Below are 17682 nucleotides of genomic sequence, written 5' to 3' on the forward strand. Positions count from 1 at the left end.
ACTTCGTGGCTGGTTCCTATCGGTGGAGTGTATTGTCGGTGACGCATTCGGCGGTTGACTGACTGACGATCAGCGAGGCTTCAATTTGCGGCGAAGCATGGCAGGCTGGACATGAGCAGCATGTCTATGGACCGGCAGCGCGAACGCCGGCTATATCCGGGAGATTTCACATGAGCATTTTCACTAACCTGGCAAGGCTTCAGACCATGATGCCCTTCGAGGCACTATTGGACGCAGTCGGCGCAGAATGTCAGCCGTCTGATGGTGGTTGGATTTCGGTCGGTCATCAATTTCTGGCGCGTGTCGATTCGCACGGGGTGCTTGGACGCCTCGAGTTTGATTACAGATTTCCCGCTACGATCTCAGTCTTCGGTTTTCGTATCAGCATGACTCTCGACGAGGTCATGGCCAACGTCCTCGACTTTCGCATGCTCCCCCGGAAGCTGCCCAATACAAATTCGTTTTATGTCGCCAGGACGGCGAGAGGTGACGATATCCTGGTTGAGGTTAATAAAACTGGTCTCGTTCGCCGAGTTACGTTTGAGCGGCCAGGTTTGCTCTATGCTGAGGGGAACAGGTATAAGGCCGAACGTGTCGAGGTGAGAGCGTCAGACTACGCAGATACATCCGAGATGCTGTGGGAGTGGGCAGCAAGACAGACGTTCGAGTCCGATTACCTTTCTATTTTGGTTACGCGAAATGGCTATCTGAGGAAGCAACGCCCGACGACTGGCATCTTGCCGTCCCTCAAGTGAATTGGGGCTTCGGACTCGAACCTCTTCATTGGATCATCAGACGGCCGGATTGTGATAAGGCAACGGCCCTTACGGCTTTCTATCTGACGAGACCCGGGCAGTTTCTGGATGATCATGGCGATCGAAGCAGGGTTGCCACTCATGACCTCGATTCTTTCGATCTTGTAGCTGAGATACGCCATCGTTTTCTGGATGGGTTCTACACTCGGTCCGAGTTCTCGTTTGATGGTGAGAATGCCGTTCGAAACGAGGCATACCTTCCCGATGAGTTTGATGAGGAACAGTTCGATCGCTCGGTGCCCAAGGCAATGCGTCTGACGATCCGGGGCCGTGAGGCCGAAGGCGGGGAAAGCGGCGGATGGGGCAGGGGGGACGCCCGACACGCGTCGACCTTCGAAGCTTGTTCCGCCGGCGATTTCACCTGAAGAAAAAGAGGCGTAGGCAAGGTGTGCAGGACGTGCCCGGGAATCTCTCTCGCGAAGGCCGTTTGGTAAACGGAGAGTCGGTTCGCAGAGGATGATGGCCGAGCCTATATTTACCTGCACAGATACAGACGAATCCTTTCGCACCGGGCGTTTGCCAGGATTTACTGATCCTGCCCGCTTGCATTTTGCCCGTTGACTCACGATGTGTTTCCAAGTAGTTCGACATTTTCGCGCCCGATTACACGACCGTGACAAACGCCGATTACGAAACGACGAAAACAGTGCAGGTGGAGGTCGATGGTGCGATGCACGAGGGACGGTTCCGCGTGATGGGGGGTAATGTCATCGTGTATTTTGAGGATGAAATCAAGTATGCGCTGTACGGTTTGGATAGGCGGGAAACTGTGGCGCGGTGGCTCCTCTCTGATCTGTGTCGATGCCAGAATGCGAAGAAACGCAAACGCGGCACATCCCAGCAGGATTGAGCGGTGTGGTATCTCTTGACCTGCGGTGTTTTGGGGACGCTGAGTTTGGCCCTGCGAAGGCTCTTCCGATTGGCGATCGCTCAGAGGGAGCAGTGACAGGCGCAAGGCGTGTGAAATACGAATTCCTGCAATTGCTGCGGCGAATCTGTGGACCAGCAGAAGGCCTGCGACGTAGTCAAGCTTGAGGAGCGTCCCTTGGCTATGTGGATCGACATGGATTGATGCTGACCCAAAATGCCTACACGGCGCCTACATGAAGCCGTAAACGGACAAAGGGTTACAGGCGTAAGGCCTGCAACCCTTTGATTTCTTTGGTAGGCCGTACGGGATTCGAACCTGTGACCAACGGATTAAAAGTCCGCTGCTCTACCAGCTGAGCTAACGACCCAAAAGAGAAGCGGGATTATAGCGATAGCGCGCCAAGCTTGTCAACCCACCAGGCACCACTCCGCAAAACGAAAAGCCCGAGGCAATGACTGCCCCGGGCTTCCCGGCGAGAGGCGCGCGTGGCGTTTAATCCGACACTACGCGTGATACTGCAACTGCCTGAACTACTTGATTTGCGACAACTTGCTCTGCGCCGACTGCGCGACGTCCGAGCTGCCGTATTGCGCGACGATCTGCTCGAGGGTCTTCTTTGCTGCCGACTTCTGACCCTGCTCGAGCTGATTGTTGGCAATCGCGAGCAGCGCTTCCGGCGCACGCGGATGCTGCGGGTAATTCTTAACGACGCCTTCCCACGTAGCCGTGGAACCCTTGTAGTCGCGCAATGCATATAGCGCGTTGCCGAGCCAGTACTGCGCGGTCGGCTGATAAGGGCTCTGTGGATACTTGGAGATGAAGCTGCGGAACGAGGCCGCCGCGCTCTTGAAGTCGCCGTTGCGGAACTGCTGCGAAGCCGCATTGAACGCGTCCGTCTCGCCCGGCTGGACCGTGCCTTCCACACCATCAACCGTCTGCTGCTGCGGCTCGAACTTCTTCAGCCGCGTGTCGAGATCGGTGTAGTAGTCCTTCTGCTGCTTCTGCAGCGTGGCAAGCTGGTTCGCCATGTCCTCGTTCTGTCCGCGCAGCGTCGCGACCTGCTGGTTGAGCTGGTCGAGGCGGTTGGACTGATCGAGGATGGTCCGCTGGGCGGCCGACAACTGGCTCGACAGGCTATCGGTCTTGGTGCGCAGATCGAGAATCGCCTGACGGGCCTGGTCGTCGTCGAACATGCCGGCGTGAGCCGGCACGGCCGTCAAGGCCGAGCCCGCCACACAGGCGGCTGCAGCAAAGCGCAGCCAGGAGAAACGTTGCGTCATACGGCTCATCACCTATTACTGTTGGTAGACGAGGTCAGCGCGGCGGTTTTGTGCCCACGACGCTTCGTCATGACCGTCGGCCAGCGGCTTTTCCTTGCCCAGGCTCACGGCTTCCATTTGCGAATCCGGCACGCCAAGCAGCGACAGCGCGCGACGCACGGCTTCAGCACGCTTCTGGCCGAGTGCCAGGTTGTACTCGCTCGTGCCGCGTTCGTCGGTGTTGCCCTGGATCAGCACGTGACGTTCCGGGTGTGCCTTCAGGTAACGCGCGTGTTGCCCCAGCAGCGACTGGTATTCGTCCTTGACCGAGTAGCTGTCGAAGTCGAAGTAGACGCTACGCTTGGCGAGCGGGCTGTTCGGATCGTTCAGCTCGTCGACGTTCACCTGTGCGACTGCATTCGGGTTCGGTTGCGTAGCGACCGCGCCACCCTTGTTGGCGTTTTCGTCGAGCTTGACACCCGAATGACATGCTGCGAGTGCGCCGACCAGCAATGCGGCAAATACGATACGAAGTTTGGACATCATTGTTACTCTCCTTGTGTGTTATTGCATAAACGGGCCCCAGGACGGCTCGCGAACGATGCCGCCCTGAACGGACAGGACCTGCCGAGTGCGACCATCGGTCGATACTGCGGCCAACACGCCACGGCCGTTCACCTGTGTGGCGTAAAGAATGTACTGACCATTCGCCGCGAAGCTCGGCGATTCGTCATGTGTTGTGTCGGTCAGGCCGGTTGCCGAGCCGGACTGCAAGTCCTGGATATACAGCTTGAAGGCGCCGCCCACTCGCGAAATGTAGGCGAGTTGCTTGCCGTCCGGGCTTACGCGCGGGCTGGTGTTGTAGCTGCCCGTGAACGTGACGCGCTGGGCCGCGCCCGCGCTTTCGCCCTGTGCCGGCATCTTGTAGATCTGCGGTTGACCGCCACGGTCGCTGGTGAAATAGATCCACTGTCCGTCAGGAGAGTAGTTCGGTTCGGTGTCGATCGAGGTGCCTTGCGTCAGCCGGCGCAGGCCGCTGCCGTCTGCATTGACGGCGAAAATCTGCGTGTTGCCGGTGCGCGAAAGCGCTACTGCGAGCGTGCGTCCATCCGGCGACCATGCCGGCGCACTGTTGTTACCCTTCTGGTCCGATACGATCACACGACGGCCCGTAGGCAGATCGTGGATGTAAACAATCGGCTTCTTCTTTTCGAACGACACGTAAGCGACCTTCGTGCCGTCAGGCGACCACGCCGGCGAGATGATCGGCTCGGGGCTCGACAGCGCGATGTGCGCGTCCTGGCCGTCCGAATCGGAAATCTGCAACTGGTAGCGGTTGCCGGTCTTGATGACATAAGACAGGCGGGTGGCGAACACACCGCGATCGCCGAGCAGCTTGGCGTAGATGTAATCGGCAACCTTATGCGCGCTCATGCGCAGGCCGCTTTCGGGGCTGACGAGCACGAGGCCGCCGAGGCTTTCGCCTTTGACCGTGTCGTAGAGCTTGAAGCGCACTTCGTACTGGCCGTTCGGCAGGCGGTTCACGCTGCCGGCCACGAACGCGTTGGCGCCCTTGGCCTTCCAGCTACCCAGATCGACCGAATCGGTTTCCGAAACGGGCGCGCTGCCGGCGTCGATATTGGTGAATTTGCCGCTGCGCTGCAAGTCCTGGCGCACGATGGTGCTGACCTGCTGCGGCGAGTTCGCTTCATTGGCGAAATTCGCCGTTGCGATGGGGAACTGAGTGGCGCCGACGCCCGTCACGAGGACGTTCAGTTGTGCGTGCGCTGCGCCGCCGGCCGCAATCAGACACGACGCCACCAAAGTCCGCAGGCCTAGCTTGGTCATCAAACTCATGCTGTATGGATTCCCAAAAAATCAGATTTCTAACACTGTATGACAGCAGACAGACCCGGAAACTTTTAATTCGTTCCCGGGGACGCCCCGCTGGGCGGGGCGTTGCGGCTGCTGTCAACCTGCCGGCCGCAAGGTGATCAAGAAGCTCGCCGGCGCTTTGCCATCGGTATCGACCGGCATCGGGTCGGTAAGCTGCACTGCCCGAAGCGCCGCGTCGTCCCACTGCTGGTTGCCGCTGCTGCGTATGATCGTCGCGCTTAGCAACGTACCCGAAGGCGCGCAATGCACCGAAACCACCGTTTCGAGCCCCTGCGTATCGCCTCCCCAAGTGATGTTTCGCCGCACGAGACGCCTGACCTTGTCGGCATAACCCGGCGAGGTGGAGGTCCCACCCGAGCCGCTACCCGTGCCGCTCTTCGCCAGACCGTTGCCCGTCGAGCCTTCGCCGCCCGCCATGCCTTGCATCTGCGCGAGACGCGCCCGGCGTTCCTGGTCGAGCTTCTTCGCCTGCGCCGCGTCGGCTGCCGCTTTGGCGGCCTTGGCCGCTTTCTGGGCGTCGGCCTTCTTCTGCGCATCAGCCAGGGCCTGCTGTTTCTGCTGGTCCTCTTGCTGCTTTAACTGATCCTGCTTTTGCTGATCGGCCAGTTGCTGCTGCTTGAGCTTGTCAGCCTGCTGTTGCTGCTTCAGTTTGGCTGCCGCGGCCTTCTGGGCGGCCAGTTGGGCCGCCTGGTCGGCTGCGAGCTGCTGCTGGCGCTTCGCTTCGGCCTCCTGCTGGGCTTGCAGTTGCTGCAGGCGCTGCTGCTCGGCAAGCTGCGCCTGGCGCTCGGCTTCCTGTTGCTGGCGTTTCTTTTCCTGCAGCGCAATATCGGCCTGTTCGTCAGGCAGAGGCGGGGCAGGGGCCACCGGCACGGGCGGCGGCGTTGGCCGCGGCGTCGTGAGATCGGGTACTTCCGTCCACAGTTCGGCTTCGGCGCCTGCCGGCGTGCTGTTCTGCCATTGAATGCCGTGGTACAGAAAGAATCCGAGCAGCGCGTGCATCACCAGCGCGAGCGCAAAGGCTCGCCAGGTGCCGCGTTCGCGCGGTGGCTGGAGCGGGTAAGCGGAATTCTTGCGGATCATTGCGATTTGACGAGCAAGCCAACGCGCTTGACGCCGCGAGCCTTCAGGTCGGACATCACGTTCATCACGGTTTCGTACTTCACCGTTTTGTCAGCGGCGATCACAACCGGCTGATCCGGGTGCGACTGCTCGCGGTCGGTGACGAAGCTGTTCAGATCTGCCCGTGTCATGTCTTCCTGCTGCATGGCGCCATTGTCGTCCTTGTATTTGACGCTCATGTTGCCATCGGCGCGGATATTGACGACCACGGGCGGCGTTTGCTGTTGCGGGGAGGCCCCGCCGACGGTGGGCAGATTGACGATCGACGGTGCAACGAGCGGCGCGGTCACCATGAAGATCACGAGCAGCACGAGCATCACGTCGATATACGGCACGACGTTGATATCGGCCATCGCACGGCGCGAACGGCCGCCGCGCATACTGGAGGAGCGACTGGAGGAACCGGCCATCGTGGACTCCTTAGTGCGCCTGACGCTGCAGGATGTTCGAGAATTCTTCGATGAAGGTCTCGAAGCGAATCGCCAGACGGTCGATGTCGTGGGCGTAGCGGTTATAGGCCACCACAGCCGGAATCGCGGCGAACAGGCCAATTGCCGTCGCGGTCAACGCCTCGGCGATGCCGGGCGCAACGTTGGCGAGCGTGGCCTGCTGGACGTTGGCGAGACCGCGGAACGCATTCATGATCCCCCAAACGGTGCCGAACAGGCCGATGTACGGGCTGACCGAACCCACCGAGGCGAGGAACGCCAGATTGGCTTCGAGCACGTCCATCTCGCGCTGGAATGCTGCGCGCATGGCGCGGCGGGCGCCGTCGAGGATCAGGCCCGGGTCGTTGAGCCGCTTTTCCTTGCCCTTCAGGAACTCGCGCATGCCGGATTCGAAGATCCGTTCCAGGGCGCCGATCGTGTGGCGGTTGTTTGCGGCGCTTTGATACAGGGCCTGCAGGTCGCCGCCGGACCAGAAATCGCGTTCGAAACGCTCAGTTTGCGCCCGTGCACGGCGGATCGCAAACCACTTGCGGAAGATGAAAGTCCACGACAGCAGCGACAGCAGCAGAAGCAGCGCCATCACTGCCTGGGCCAGCAGGCTCGCATTGAGAACGAGCGAAATGATCGATAGATCTTGTGTAGTGTTCATAAAGGTTCTTTGTAACGTCCCGGATGGGGGCGTCCGGCTGCAAGGTCAGTCGAAGCTCGCCGTGGGGAAACCGGAAGCATCGGCAAACCGCGGGCCGAACCATGCTTTGTGTTGCTTGATCGATACGAGTTCACTGGCCTCGTAACAACGATGTTCAGCCGTTGTCCGTTGACACGCTGGGTGCAGTTACTCCCGGCCCGCGCCGCAAGGCGGCGAGCACCGGCTCCGGAATGGCGGCGGGACGCAGGGCTACCCGGTCGACGCAGCCGACGCGAATGGTCCCGGTAGCAAGCAGCGTGCCCTCACGCCAGGCCTCCTGCGAGAAATCGACCGACGCGCGGCCAATTCGTTCAGGCCGGCTGACGATTTTGACCACATCGTCAAGCCGTGCCGGCGCACGATAGTCCATTGCGGTGCTGCGGACGATAAACAGGGTGCCGGTTTGTTCCGCCAGCCGATCCTGCTCGACGCCGCACGCGCGCAACCACTCGGTGCGCGCCCGCTCGAAGAACTTCAGATAGTTCGCGTAGAACACGATGCCGCCAGCGTCGGTATCTTCGTAGTACACGCGAATCGGCCAGATAAAGCCGTTTTCGGCGCCGGGCTCGCTTGGGGACATATTCATGCGGCGCATTTTACCCGGAACGCACAATCCCACGTTATTTCGCGGGTGCGTCCCGGGTCGCGGGCTTTAGCCGCGATGCACGGAGAGTCCCGCGAAAGACTGCGCGACGGGCATCAGCTCGATCGTATTGACGTTGACGTGCGCCGGCCGGGTCGCGGTCCAGTAGATCGTGTCGGCGATATCCTCGGCCGTGAGCGGCTGCACGTTCTGGTAGACCGTCGCGGCCTTGGCGTCGTCGCCGCGAAAACGCACGTTCGAAAACTCCGTGCCGCCGCACAGCCCGGGCTCGACGTCGGTGACGCGCAGCGGGGTGCCGGCCAGATCCGCGCGCAGGTTCAGGCTGAACTGGCGCACGAAAGCCTTGGTGGCGCCGTACACGTTGCCGCCCGCGTAAGGCCAGTTGGCGGCCGCCGAGCCGAGGTTAAACACGTGCCCGCGCTGGCGCTCGATCATGCCCGGCAGCAGCGTCCGGGTGACCTGCACGAGGCCCGTGCAGTTGGTGTCGATCATGGTTTGCCACTCGTCGAGGCTGGCTCGCTGCGCCGGTTCTAGGCCGAGGGCGAGGCCGGCGTTGTTGACCAGCACGTCGACGGCGGCAAAGGCTTCGGGCAGCGCAGCGGGCACCGCCTCGACGGCGGCGCGGTCGCGCACATCCAGCTCAAACGGCAGGAGGGACTCGCCCAACTCGTCGGCCAGCGCCTGCAAACGGTCTTTGCGGCGCGCGGTGGCGACGACGCGATGGCCGCCCTTGACGAAAGTACGGGCGATGGCGGCGCCGAATCCTGCGGACGCCCCGGTGACGAACACGATCATTGCAGTTTCCTGATGGGGAGGGGAGATAGTCGCCAAGCCTACTTCCAATGCGGCGCTGCGGCAAGAATGACCTTGCCCCCAACGCAGCGTCTGCGGGACTGCCGCGATAACGGGGACAGCCGGGGCGCGGGCGACGGCCGGCTCGGTGCTTCGCCGGGTGAGCCGTTTCGAGCCAGGCCGGACAGTTTTGTCCCCGTTGGATTCGTCCCGGATGGTTTCGTCCCGGATGGTTTCGTCGTTAGCCGCCGGCTGCCCGGCAGCCCCGGGCCGCAGCCAGTTTTCATCAGACGTTTGGCGGAGGATCGGGGCGCTGCTACGAGCCGCGGCCAAGGTGGCCGGCGCGTCGCCCGCCGCCGCAACGGACTGCACGGCGACCCGGTTGCCTATTCCAGGCGCTTCCAATACACTAACGCGCTCATCCCTGCGTGACTGGCGATAGAACCAAACAGGTTCAAGGTGGAGCGACCCACCGTGAAGCGCAGGGTGCCGTTTTGCCGTTCGCCTGGGCAGCCGTGATCCGCGCGCAGTCAATTGCGCCGCCGGTGGCTGTCCTGCCTCGCGTGTGCGGCGCATCTTTACTCGCCACGTCAGGGCTGGCCCAGCCGCCAGCAGCGCTGCGTACCCACTACGCTTTCTGCATGAAATTCGGCGCACGACCCGGTCAACCTGAATACACTCAACGGAACCCGTATGTTTGACAGAGCCCAAAGCACCATCGCCAACGTCGATCCCGAACTCTGGAAGGCGATCGAGCAGGAAAACCGCCGTCAGGAAGACCACATCGAACTGATTGCATCGGAAAACTACACGAGCCCGGCCGTCATGGCGGCGCAAGGCTCGCAGCTCACCAACAAGTACGCCGAAGGCTATCCGGGCAAGCGCTACTACGGCGGCTGCGAATACGTGGACATCGTCGAGCAGCTTGCTATCGACCGCGTGAAGGAACTGTTTGGCGCGGAAGCGGCGAACGTGCAGCCGAATTCGGGTTCGCAGGCCAACCAGGGCGTGTTCTTCGCCATGCTCAAGCCGGGCGACACCATCATGGGCATGAGCCTTGCGCACGGCGGCCACCTTACGCACGGTTCGCCCGTCAACATGTCGGGCAAGTGGTTCAACGTCGTCAGCTACGGCCTGAACGAAGCGGAAGACATCGACTACGACGCGACTGAGAAGCTTGCCCAGGAACACAAGCCGAAGATGATCGTGGCGGGCGCTTCGGCGTTTGCGCTGCGCATCGATTTCGAGCGTCTGTCGCAGATCGCCAAGTCGGTCGGCGCGTACCTGATGGTCGACATGGCGCACTACGCCGGTCTGATCGCCGCGGGTGTCTACCCGAACCCGGTGCCGCACGCAGACTTCGTGACCACCACGACCCACAAGAGCCTGCGCGGCCCGCGCGGCGGCGTGATCCTGATGAAGGCCGAATTCGAGAAGCAGATCAATTCGGCTATCTTCCCGGGCATCCAGGGTGGTCCGCTGATGCACGTCATCGCCGGCAAGGCCGTTGCGTTCAAGGAAGCGCTCTCGCCGGAATTCAAGGAATACCAGCAAAAGGTCGTGGAAAACGCCCGCGTGCTGGCTGAAACGCTCGTGAAGCGCGGTCTGCGCATCGTCTCGGGCCGTACCGAAAGCCACGTGATGCTGGTGGACCTGCGCGCCAAGCACATCACCGGCAAGGCAGCCGAGGCGGCGCTGGGCGCAGCCCATATCACGGTCAACAAGAACGCCATTCCGAACGATCCGGAAAAGCCGTTCGTTACGAGCGGCGTGCGTCTCGGTTCGCCTGCCATGACCACGCGCGGTTTTGGCGCGAAGGAAGCGGAGCAGGTGGGCAACCTGATCGCCGACGTGCTGGACAACCCGGAAGACGCAGCGACTATCGAACGCGTTCGCGCGCAGGTTGCCGATCTGACCAAGCGTTTCCCGGTCTACAAGTAAGCGATGCGCTGCCCCTTCTGCCGGCACGACGATACGCAGGTTGTGGATTCCCGCGTATCCGAAGACGGCGCCGCAATTCGCCGGCGCCGCCGTTGCCCGGCCTGCGACAAACGTTTTACGACGTATGAGCGGGTCGAGCTGGCGTTGCCGTCGGTCGTCAAGAAGGATGGCAGCCGCACCGAATTCGATCGCCGCAAGATCGTCGCGAGCATGCAACTGGCGCTGCGCAAGCGCCCGGTTGCGGCAGACGCGATCGACGCGGCCGTCGCCCGCATCGAATACCAGTTGCTGGGCAGTGGCGAGCGCGAAGTGCGCAGCGAACGCCTCGGCGAACTCGTGATGAACGAGTTGCGTGAGCTCGACACGATTGCCTACGTCCGCTTTGCTTCGGTGTATCGCCGTTTCGAGGACGTATCCGAATTCGAAGACGTCATCGAAGAGTTTCGCCGCGCGGCCACGCCGCCCAAGCCGTCCCGCAAGCGCTGATAGTTCACGCACTAGCATCGTCATTTCTCCCTGTAGCCGTTACGCCGACATTGTTGCGGGTGACGCCGCTCGTCCGCTACCTGGCCGTTCGGCCGATTGTCGACCCGGTTCCGCTTCAGTAAATTGATCGCATTCTTTCGAAGCTAAGGAATGCAGATGAAACACGAGGTTGTTTTGCCGCATGACGGCGGCGGTTTCACGCTGATCGAAACCCTGGTGGTGGTCGCCCTATTGGCGGTGATCGCTGTCATGAGTGCGCCATCGCTGGTTGCGTGGCACGTGCGTGACCAGGTGGATGCACGCGCCAGCGCGCTGCTTTCGACGCTCTCCTACGCGCGCAGTGAAGCGGTCAGGCGCGGGGCGCGCGTGACCGTGTGCCGGGTGGATGCGGCGCGCCGCTGCCTGGCCTCGGGGCAAGCGTGCCGCGCTGGGGTTGCCGACTGGTCGTGCGGTTGGGCGGTGATGGTTGATCGCAGCGGAACGCCCATGGTATTGCGCGCTCAGGCTGAACTCGGGGCGGTCAGTATCGTCGGGACGCAGACGAACCTGACCTTCACGCCGCCGGCAGGGCAGTTGATCGGTAGCTTCCGCAGCTTCGATATCGCGCCGCACTTTCCTTCTCGCGCTACTCAGGGTGAACCGTGGCGCCGTTGTATCCGCATTGCCGCGGGTGGGCGGCCGCGCATCTCCGAAGGCGCCTGCGGGGTGGCGTCATGATAGCCACGAGGTGCGGACAGGCGTGCGGCGCATCGCTGATCGAGGTGATGCTGGCGGTGGCATTGACGGCTGTTACGGCTCTCGGCCTGATGGCAACGCAGTTGTGGATCGCTCGCGAGACGCGCGCCGCGGCGCTGCGCGAACAGGCGGCTTTCCTCGCTGACGCTGTCGCTGAAAGTTCGCGTGCGCCGGGCGGCGATGCCGCTTTACGGCAGTGGAGCGCCCGCGCGGCGAGTCTGTTGCCGCAGGGTGAGGCGTCCGCTAGCGAGCGCGGCGCCGGCGTCTCGTTTGCCCGCGTGTTGTGGTCGGCTGTGAGAAGCCTGCCAGTGCCCGAGCCCGCAACAGCAAAGTCTGACGTGTGCGGCGATCTGCCGGTCGCTGCCGGATTGGCGTGCATTGCTGTGGCGTTTGTCAAATGAACCAGGGCATCACTCGTGCGCGCGGCCATACCCTGGTCGAACTGGTCATTGCCTTGGCGCTGGGGCTTGTCGTGACCGTCGGCACCGTTTCGCTATATCGCGCGCAACGCGCGGCGTTCGGGCGGGACGCAGACACTCTTCAGGTGCGCGAAGCAGGTCTCGCGGCACTCACGCTGATCGGCCAGCAGATCCAGATGACCGGGTTCGTCCCGGCCGACGCGTCTCAGTCGCAGTCAACGCCAACGCTGTTCGGATGTTCGTCCGCGCGGCCCACGGGCGCCGATGAAAACCTCGCATGCGAAACGCTGACAAGCCGCTCGGATGGCATCGCAATCCGCTACGTCGGCGACAACGTTTCGACATGGGCATCGTCCAGCGGCCAGCCGACCGATTGTCTGGGCCAGGCGGTGAGCGCAGGCACTTCAGCGTTCGGCGCGGGAGGTGTGTTGATCGTCAACCGCTACTACGCGAAGCTTAGCGGTTCGACCGGCGAGTCTGAGTTGTACTGCGACGGCAATGGCAAATCCGGCACAGCGCAGCCGCTGGTCGAGGGCGTCGAGCGGTTGCGTGTCAGGTACTGGCTCGCTGGGGCGCAGACCGCGCTCGATGCCTCTGCCGTCGCGGCCAGCCAGTGGGCGAACGTGATCGCGGTGGATCTCTGCGTGCTGGTGCGCGGCGCGCCACAAGGACGGCGCTCGCGTTACGTCGATTGCGACGGCGCGAACCTGACGGCAACGGACATGCGCATGCGGCGGGCATTCTGGCGTCATGTGGCGATCCGGAACAACGAGGCGGATGCGTCATGACGACATGTACTGCGGGACCGAGGAATCTTGCGGCGCGAGTCCCGCGGCCGCCCCCAGTCCGCCGAGCGCCGCGTGCCGGTCTCACCCGAGGCGCGGCCCTGCCAATCGTGCTGCTGATCTCATCCATGATGCTGGTCACCTCGGCTGCCTGGTTCGAAGCCTCACTATCGGCAGCCCGTGCCACGGCGAACGCCCAGGATGCCGTGCAAGCCTTCCATGCCGCCGATTTGGCGCTGACGCTATGCGCCCGCTCGGCCATCGCCGGTACGGCCCCGGCCGTGGCGGGAGTCGCTGCCGAGCCGAGCGGATGGAAACTCGAGCAGACCTTCGCCGCCAACGCCTTTGCGCCGATCGCCCAGTGGCCGGGCTCGGTCGCTGCGCCGCAATGCATGGTGGAGGCATGGCGCTTGAGCACCAGACCTGAGGCGCGGGCCTACCTGCTCACGGCACGAGGATTCGGCCGCACGCAGGAATCGCAGGCGTGGTTGCAACTGGAGCTGGTCGTGGATGGGCAGAAGATCGAGCGGCATTGGCGGCGCGTCGCCGCACGGCCGTTTTAAAGGCGCATCGGCATGAGGTCGCAACGCTCAAAGCCGCGGCTTGCCGCGTTCACGCTCCTTGAGCTGATCATCGCCTTGGCGATCGCCGCAATACTGGTGGTCTACGCGGTGCCGTCTTACCGCGGGCACGTTGCCCGTTCGCATCGGATCGACGCCGCGTCGGCGCTCTATCGTGCTGCGCAATTCATGGAGGCAGGCACTTCGGGAGAGGTCAGTTCGTTGCCGGCCGGACTCGATCAGGCGCCGCCGTTCGGTACGCCGGTCTACCGGCTGCAGGCGCTTCCCGCTGACGAAAAAAACGGCGGTTACGCCGTCGAGGCGCGCCCCTTGGAGACGGGACCGATGCACGACGACCCATGCGGCATCTTCATACTCGACGCCACCGGCTTGCGCACGAATCGCCCCATGGACGGTGCGGCAGCGCCAGACTCAGACCTTTGCTGGAGCACAAAATGAGCAAGTCCACGCCGCGAAGTACGCCGCGAAGCACGCCGAGAGGCTCAGCCTTCGCTATCGTCATCCGCCGCATCGCTCGCCGCGCGGCGCGAATCATTCTTCATCTGCTGCCAGATGCGATACGCCTCCCACGCGGCGAGAGCAAGACTGCCCCACTTCAGCACGGGTTTTGCGCTGGCTGCGACAGTTGCCCGCAGCGGCTTGGCGAGCAGCAGCGAAGCAATCGAGCTGATCAGCGGATATTCCTTGAGCAGCGCGCCAATCCCGGCGCTGGCGGCGCTGGCCTTGCGCCAGCGCATGCCGGCAAGACCCGGCACGATGAACTTGAGCCAGCTGAAGTGCGTGACCGCCTGACGCAATTCGAGGGTGGCCTGCGCAAGTTCCATGCGCTCGACGTCCGCGCGCACCAGCAACAACTCCTTGCGCAAGGCGCGCAGATGCGGCGCGCTGAGGTCTCGCGAAGGAGGGCGCCGGTTGCGAAAAGCGGTATCGGAGTGGCTAGAGCTCATGGTGTGTCAGCGGCAAGGGTGGTCGGGAGGGCGAACGGTGCAGGTGGCCGAAGCGGTCAAAGTGGCCGGAGAGGGCCCGTGTCACCGTTTGTGGAAGATCTCGCGGTCCTTCTCGAATTCGGCAAGCGTTGCTTCGAACACCATGGGTGCGCTGTGCAAACCGCTGCGCGCTTTCAGCCCGCAGATCACCGCGGCGATCGCGTAGACGGCAGTAATGCCGGCCAGCGCCTGCCAGCGATAGGTGTCCCAAAAAGCGATGGCGACCAGCGCCGTGAGTGCGATCAAGGCCATGGTGGCCAGCATCATCGCGGCAAGTCCCAGAAACAGCACGGCCAGCAGGCGTTCTTTTTCCTCGGCCAGCTCAATGCCGAGCAGTTCAAGCCGCGTCTGCAGAATCGAGAACACGGAACTGAGGAGGCGGCGCAAGGGACTGTGTTCCGCGCGTTGCGATTGATTGTCGATCGTCATGGCTTGAGCGCGTTGCGCGTGAAATGCGCCAGAAGAAGCGGACCGGCCAGACAGGCGCCGGTCAACCCGTGTGAGCGGCATGCCGGGCAAAGCCCCCGGCGATACCGGCCATTTTTACTTGCGATTGATCAGCAGGCCGACCAGGACACCCACACCGGCGGCAATGCCGATGGAAGCCCAAGGATGCTCGTGCACGTAGTCATCCGTTGCACGGGCGGCCTTCTTGCCCTTCTCGACCACGACAACCTGCACGTCAGCGGCCTTTTCCTTGGCCTGTTTCAGGCGCGTCAGCGCCGTTTCACGCAGTTCGGAAGCGCGTTCGCCGGTGGCGCTCGCGGCCTGTTTCAGCAGGTCTTCAGCGTCCGCGAGGACGGTTTTGATATCCGACATCAATCTCTCCTTGTTGACTTCCGACATTTACAGCTCCCATCTTGGTATGGCATGCGTGAATCGTAACCAAAGAAACGCCAGGTGGCGAGCGCAGCAGGTATGCTCAAACAAACGCATGAACCATTCCCGGCCGATTCGCGGCTGCCCTGGGGCCCCGCATTGGCCATCACATGGCAAACCCGGATCATGATGGAGTTGATCTGTCCCGCAAAGTTTCCTCCATTCCGACGAAAATTACAAAAACTCATAAAGTTCTGACGCGATGTTCGTTCGTGGTGTACGTGCGCTCCCGTATGCTCTAAATTTGCGGGGTGCCGCAGGGGCGACCCTGAGCGGACCGTCCAAACACACTAAGGAGCTGCATCATGAGTCTACGTCTTGGCGATATCGCACCGGATTTCGAACAGGATTCGAGCGTTGGCCGCATCAAGTTCCATGAATGGCTGGGCGATAGCTGGGGCGTGCTGTTCTCGCATCCGGCGGACTTCACGCCTGTTTGCACCACTGAGCTTGGCCTGACCGCCAAGCTCGCCGGCGAATTCGAGAAGCGCAATGTGAAGACGATCGCCCTGTCGGTGGACAGCACGGAATCGCATAAGGAATGGATCAAGGACATCAACGAGACGCAGGCCGCCAGCGTCGGATTCCCGATCCTCGCCGATGGCGACCGCAAGGTCTCCGAGCTGTACGACATGATCCATCCGAATGCGAGCGAGACGTTCACAGTCCGCTCGCTGTTCGTGATCGATCCGAAGAAGAAGGTGCGCCTGACCATTACGTATCCGGCCAGCACGGGCCGCAACTTCGACGAAGTGCTGCGCGTGATCGACTCGCTCCAGCTTACCGATAACTACCAGGTTGCCACGCCGGGCAACTGGAAGCACGGTGACGACGTGGTGATCGTGCCGTCGCTGAAGGACGAGGAAGTGATCAAGCAGAAATTCCCGAAGGGCTACAAGGCGCTGCGCCCGTATCTGCGTTTGACGCCGCAGCCGAACAAGTAAGCTAAAGCGCTTCAGCAATGCAAAAGGCCAACCGCACGCGGTTGGCCTTTTGCGTTTCATCACCCGAAGAGCGGCCAGGCCGAAGAAGCCGGGCACAAACCGCACCGTGTCTCGACACTCACGGTGGCCGGCCGTTCAGCCGGGACGATCAGCGGGCATAATCAACCGCCACAATCAGAAGAAAGCCTGAATCCCCGTTTGCGCGCGGCCGAGAATCAGCGCGTGAATATCGTGCGTGCCTTCATAGGTGTTCACCACTTCCAGGTTCACCAGATGCCGGGCGATGCCGAATTCATCCGAGATGCCATTGCCGCCGAGCATGTCGCGGGCGAGCCGCGCAATATCGAGCGCCTTGCCGCATGAGTTGCGCTTCATGATCGAGGTGATCTCGACCGCCGCGGTGCCTTCGTCCTTCATGCGGCCGAGGCGCAGCACGCCTTGCAGGCCGAGCGTGATTTCGGTCTGCATGTCGGCAAGCTTCTTCTGGATCAGCTGGTTGGCGGCGAGCGGCCGGCCGAACTGCTTGCGATCCAGCACGTACTGGCGCGCCGTATGCCAGCAAGCCTCAGCCGCGCCCAGCGCGCCCCAGGCGATGCCGTAGCGCGCCGAGTTGAGGCAGGTGAACGGGCCTTTGAGGCCGCTCACCTTGGGCAGCATGTTCTCTTCCGGCACGAACACTTCGTCCAGCACGATTTCGCCGGTGATCGAGGCACGCAGGCCCACCTTGCTGTGAATCGTCGGCGCGGACAGGCCTTTCCAGCCCTTCTCGAGGATGAAGCCGCGAATCGTGTCCTTGCCGTTTTCTTCAAGCTTGGCCCAGACGACGAAGACGTCGGCGATCGGCGAGTTGGTGATCCACATCTTCGCGCCCGACAGCGAGAAGCCGCCGTCCACCTTTTTCGCCCGCGTGACCATGCTGCCCGGATCGGAGCCGTGGTTCGGCTCGGTCAGGCCGAAGCAGCCAATCCATTCGCCGGTGGCGAGCTTCGGCAGGTACTTCGCCTTTTGCGCATCCGAGCCGAATTCGTAGATCGGCACCATCACCAGCGACGACTGCACCGACATCATCGAGCGGTAGCCGGAATCGACGCGCTCCACCTCACGCGCGATCAGCCCGTAGCTGACATAGTTCAGCCCCGGACCGCCGTATTCCTCCGGAATGGTTGGCCCGAGCAGGCCGAGTTCACCCATTTCGCGGAAGATCTCGATGTCGGTCTTCTCATGGCGGAACGCTTCCAGCACGCGCGGCTGCAGCCGGTCTTGCGCATAGGCAGTGGCGGCGTCGCGCACCATGCGCTCTTCTTCGGTGAGTTGCTGATCGAGCAACAGCGGATCTTCCCAGTGAAACTGCGCGGCGTCGGCCATGATGCGTATCTCCTGAATCGAATCTCGTCTGACTTGAAATGCTTGACTTGAATTCCGCTATGCGGAAC

Annotated in this window: 22 protein-coding genes, 1 tRNA gene and 1 riboswitch; of the genes, 10 read left to right on the top strand and 13 right to left on the bottom strand. The window is 62.4% G+C overall.

Translation table 11 applies throughout. From position 1 onward, the window contains the following. Positions 1-170: 170 nt before the first annotated feature. Both FFS45_RS41755 and FFS45_RS17665 read left to right on the top strand, forming a co-directional pair. A complete protein-coding gene (locus FFS45_RS41755; protein WP_171029677.1) occupies positions 171-755 on the top strand; it encodes a hypothetical protein in 585 nt (194 codons plus the stop codon). 673 nt (positions 756-1428) lie between these two features. Then, a complete protein-coding gene (locus tag FFS45_RS17665; RefSeq protein ID WP_249362831.1) occupies positions 1429-1665 on the top strand; it encodes a hypothetical protein in 237 nt (78 codons plus the stop codon). A 312-nt stretch (positions 1666-1977) separates the two neighbouring features. Here FFS45_RS17665 and FFS45_RS17670 read toward each other — a convergent pair. The 9 genes from FFS45_RS17670 to ydfG all read right to left on the bottom strand — a co-directional run bounded on the left by FFS45_RS17670 (position 1978) and on the right by ydfG (position 8496). Continuing rightward, positions 1978-2053, bottom strand: a tRNA-Lys gene (locus FFS45_RS17670). Between the two features lie 163 nt (positions 2054-2216). Next, positions 2217-2966, bottom strand: a complete 750-nt coding sequence (gene ybgF / locus FFS45_RS17675) for a tol-pal system protein YbgF (protein ID WP_137955912.1) — start codon at positions 2964-2966, stop codon at positions 2217-2219. A 15-nt stretch (positions 2967-2981) separates the two neighbouring features. Continuing rightward, positions 2982-3491 (bottom strand): peptidoglycan-associated lipoprotein Pal, encoded by a 510-nt coding sequence (gene pal / locus FFS45_RS17680; protein WP_137955913.1) that lies wholly within the window; start codon positions 3489-3491, stop codon positions 2982-2984. A gap of 18 nt (positions 3492-3509) precedes the next feature. Continuing rightward, positions 3510-4802 carry a Tol-Pal system beta propeller repeat protein TolB gene (tolB, locus tag FFS45_RS17685; RefSeq protein WP_137955914.1) on the bottom strand — a complete coding sequence of 431 codons (1293 nt, stop codon included), beginning with the start codon at positions 4800-4802 and terminating at the stop codon, positions 3510-3512. Positions 4803-4916: 114 nt separating this feature from the next. After that, entirely contained in the window at positions 4917-5921 is a 1005-nt protein-coding gene (gene tolA, locus FFS45_RS17690) for a cell envelope integrity protein TolA (RefSeq protein WP_137955915.1), read from the bottom strand. Continuing rightward, the gene (gene tolR / locus FFS45_RS17695; RefSeq protein ID WP_137955916.1) at positions 5918-6370 is read right to left on the bottom strand and encodes a protein TolR; all 453 of its coding nucleotides are present in this window, start codon (positions 6368-6370) and stop codon (positions 5918-5920) included. Before tolR ends, tolA begins: the two co-directional genes overlap by 4 nt. 10 nt (positions 6371-6380) lie before the next feature. Continuing rightward, complete coding sequence (gene tolQ, locus FFS45_RS17700) at positions 6381-7058, bottom strand: protein TolQ (protein ID WP_074265790.1); 678 nt, start codon at positions 7056-7058, stop codon at positions 6381-6383. Between the two features lie 154 nt (positions 7059-7212). Further along, complete coding sequence (gene ybgC, locus FFS45_RS17705; protein ID WP_137955917.1) at positions 7213-7692, bottom strand: tol-pal system-associated acyl-CoA thioesterase; 480 nt, start codon at positions 7690-7692, stop codon at positions 7213-7215. A 57-nt stretch (positions 7693-7749) separates the two neighbouring features. After that, positions 7750-8496, bottom strand: a complete 747-nt coding sequence (gene ydfG / locus FFS45_RS17710; RefSeq protein ID WP_137955918.1) for a bifunctional NADP-dependent 3-hydroxy acid dehydrogenase/3-hydroxypropionate dehydrogenase YdfG — start codon at positions 8494-8496, stop codon at positions 7750-7752. 415 nt (positions 8497-8911) lie between these two features. Next, positions 8912-9011: riboswitch (ZMP/ZTP riboswitch) on the top strand. Positions 9012-9186: 175 nt separating this feature from the next. Between ydfG and glyA the strand changes: the two genes are divergently transcribed. The 7 genes from glyA to FFS45_RS17745 all read left to right on the top strand — a co-directional run bounded on the left by glyA (position 9187) and on the right by FFS45_RS17745 (position 13878). Beyond that, positions 9187-10434 (top strand): serine hydroxymethyltransferase, encoded by a 1248-nt coding sequence (gene glyA, locus FFS45_RS17715; protein ID WP_137955919.1) that lies wholly within the window; start codon positions 9187-9189, stop codon positions 10432-10434. Between the two features lie 3 nt (positions 10435-10437). Beyond that, the gene (gene nrdR / locus FFS45_RS17720) at positions 10438-10920 is read left to right on the top strand and encodes a transcriptional regulator NrdR (RefSeq protein WP_137955920.1); all 483 of its coding nucleotides are present in this window, start codon (positions 10438-10440) and stop codon (positions 10918-10920) included. A gap of 156 nt (positions 10921-11076) precedes the next feature. Further along, the gene (locus tag FFS45_RS17725; RefSeq protein WP_137955921.1) at positions 11077-11637 is read left to right on the top strand and encodes a GspH/FimT family pseudopilin; all 561 of its coding nucleotides are present in this window, start codon (positions 11077-11079) and stop codon (positions 11635-11637) included. Further along, a complete protein-coding gene (locus FFS45_RS17730; RefSeq protein WP_137955922.1) occupies positions 11634-12056 on the top strand; it encodes a hypothetical protein in 423 nt (140 codons plus the stop codon). The genes FFS45_RS17725 and FFS45_RS17730 overlap by 4 nt, the downstream gene beginning before the upstream one ends. Further along, on the top strand, positions 12053-12862 hold the full coding sequence (locus FFS45_RS17735) for a PilW family protein (RefSeq protein WP_137955923.1): 810 nt from the start codon (positions 12053-12055) through the stop codon (positions 12860-12862). Before FFS45_RS17730 ends, FFS45_RS17735 begins: the two co-directional genes overlap by 4 nt. A 125-nt stretch (positions 12863-12987) precedes the next feature. Next, positions 12988-13422: a pilus assembly protein gene (locus tag FFS45_RS17740; RefSeq protein ID WP_137955924.1), complete on the top strand. Its 435-nt coding sequence runs from the start codon at positions 12988-12990 to the stop codon at positions 13420-13422. Positions 13423-13434: 12 nt separating this feature from the next. Beyond that, positions 13435-13878, top strand: coding sequence for a type IV pilin protein (locus tag FFS45_RS17745; protein WP_137955925.1), 444 nt, complete (start codon positions 13435-13437; stop codon positions 13876-13878). 44 nt (positions 13879-13922) lie between these two features. Here FFS45_RS17745 and FFS45_RS17750 read toward each other — a convergent pair whose 3' ends face one another. The 3 genes from FFS45_RS17750 to FFS45_RS17760 form a co-directional block, all read right to left on the bottom strand. After that, positions 13923-14387: a DUF3318 domain-containing protein gene (locus FFS45_RS17750; protein ID WP_137955926.1), complete on the bottom strand. Its 465-nt coding sequence runs from the start codon at positions 14385-14387 to the stop codon at positions 13923-13925. 81 nt (positions 14388-14468) lie between these two features. After that, positions 14469-14855, bottom strand: coding sequence for a phage holin family protein (locus FFS45_RS17755; RefSeq protein WP_137955927.1), 387 nt, complete (start codon positions 14853-14855; stop codon positions 14469-14471). Positions 14856-14969: 114 nt separating this feature from the next. After that, the gene (locus FFS45_RS17760; protein WP_008919742.1) at positions 14970-15272 is read right to left on the bottom strand and encodes a DUF883 family protein; all 303 of its coding nucleotides are present in this window, start codon (positions 15270-15272) and stop codon (positions 14970-14972) included. A 338-nt stretch (positions 15273-15610) separates the two neighbouring features. Here FFS45_RS17760 and FFS45_RS17765 point away from each other — a divergent pair, with 338 nt between their 5' ends. Then, positions 15611-16249 carry a peroxiredoxin gene (locus FFS45_RS17765; RefSeq protein ID WP_137955928.1) on the top strand — a complete coding sequence of 213 codons (639 nt, stop codon included), beginning with the start codon at positions 15611-15613 and terminating at the stop codon, positions 16247-16249. 174 nt (positions 16250-16423) lie between these two features. Here the strand turns inward: FFS45_RS17765 and FFS45_RS17770 are convergent, their stop codons facing one another. After that, on the bottom strand, positions 16424-17614 hold the full coding sequence (locus FFS45_RS17770; RefSeq protein ID WP_137955929.1) for an acyl-CoA dehydrogenase: 1191 nt from the start codon (positions 17612-17614) through the stop codon (positions 16424-16426). Between the last annotated feature and the right edge of the window lie 68 nt (positions 17615-17682).

Source organism: Burkholderia sp. 4M9327F10 (genome assembly GCF_005503145.1).
Taxonomy (GTDB): Bacteria; Pseudomonadota; Gammaproteobacteria; order Burkholderiales; family Burkholderiaceae; genus Paraburkholderia.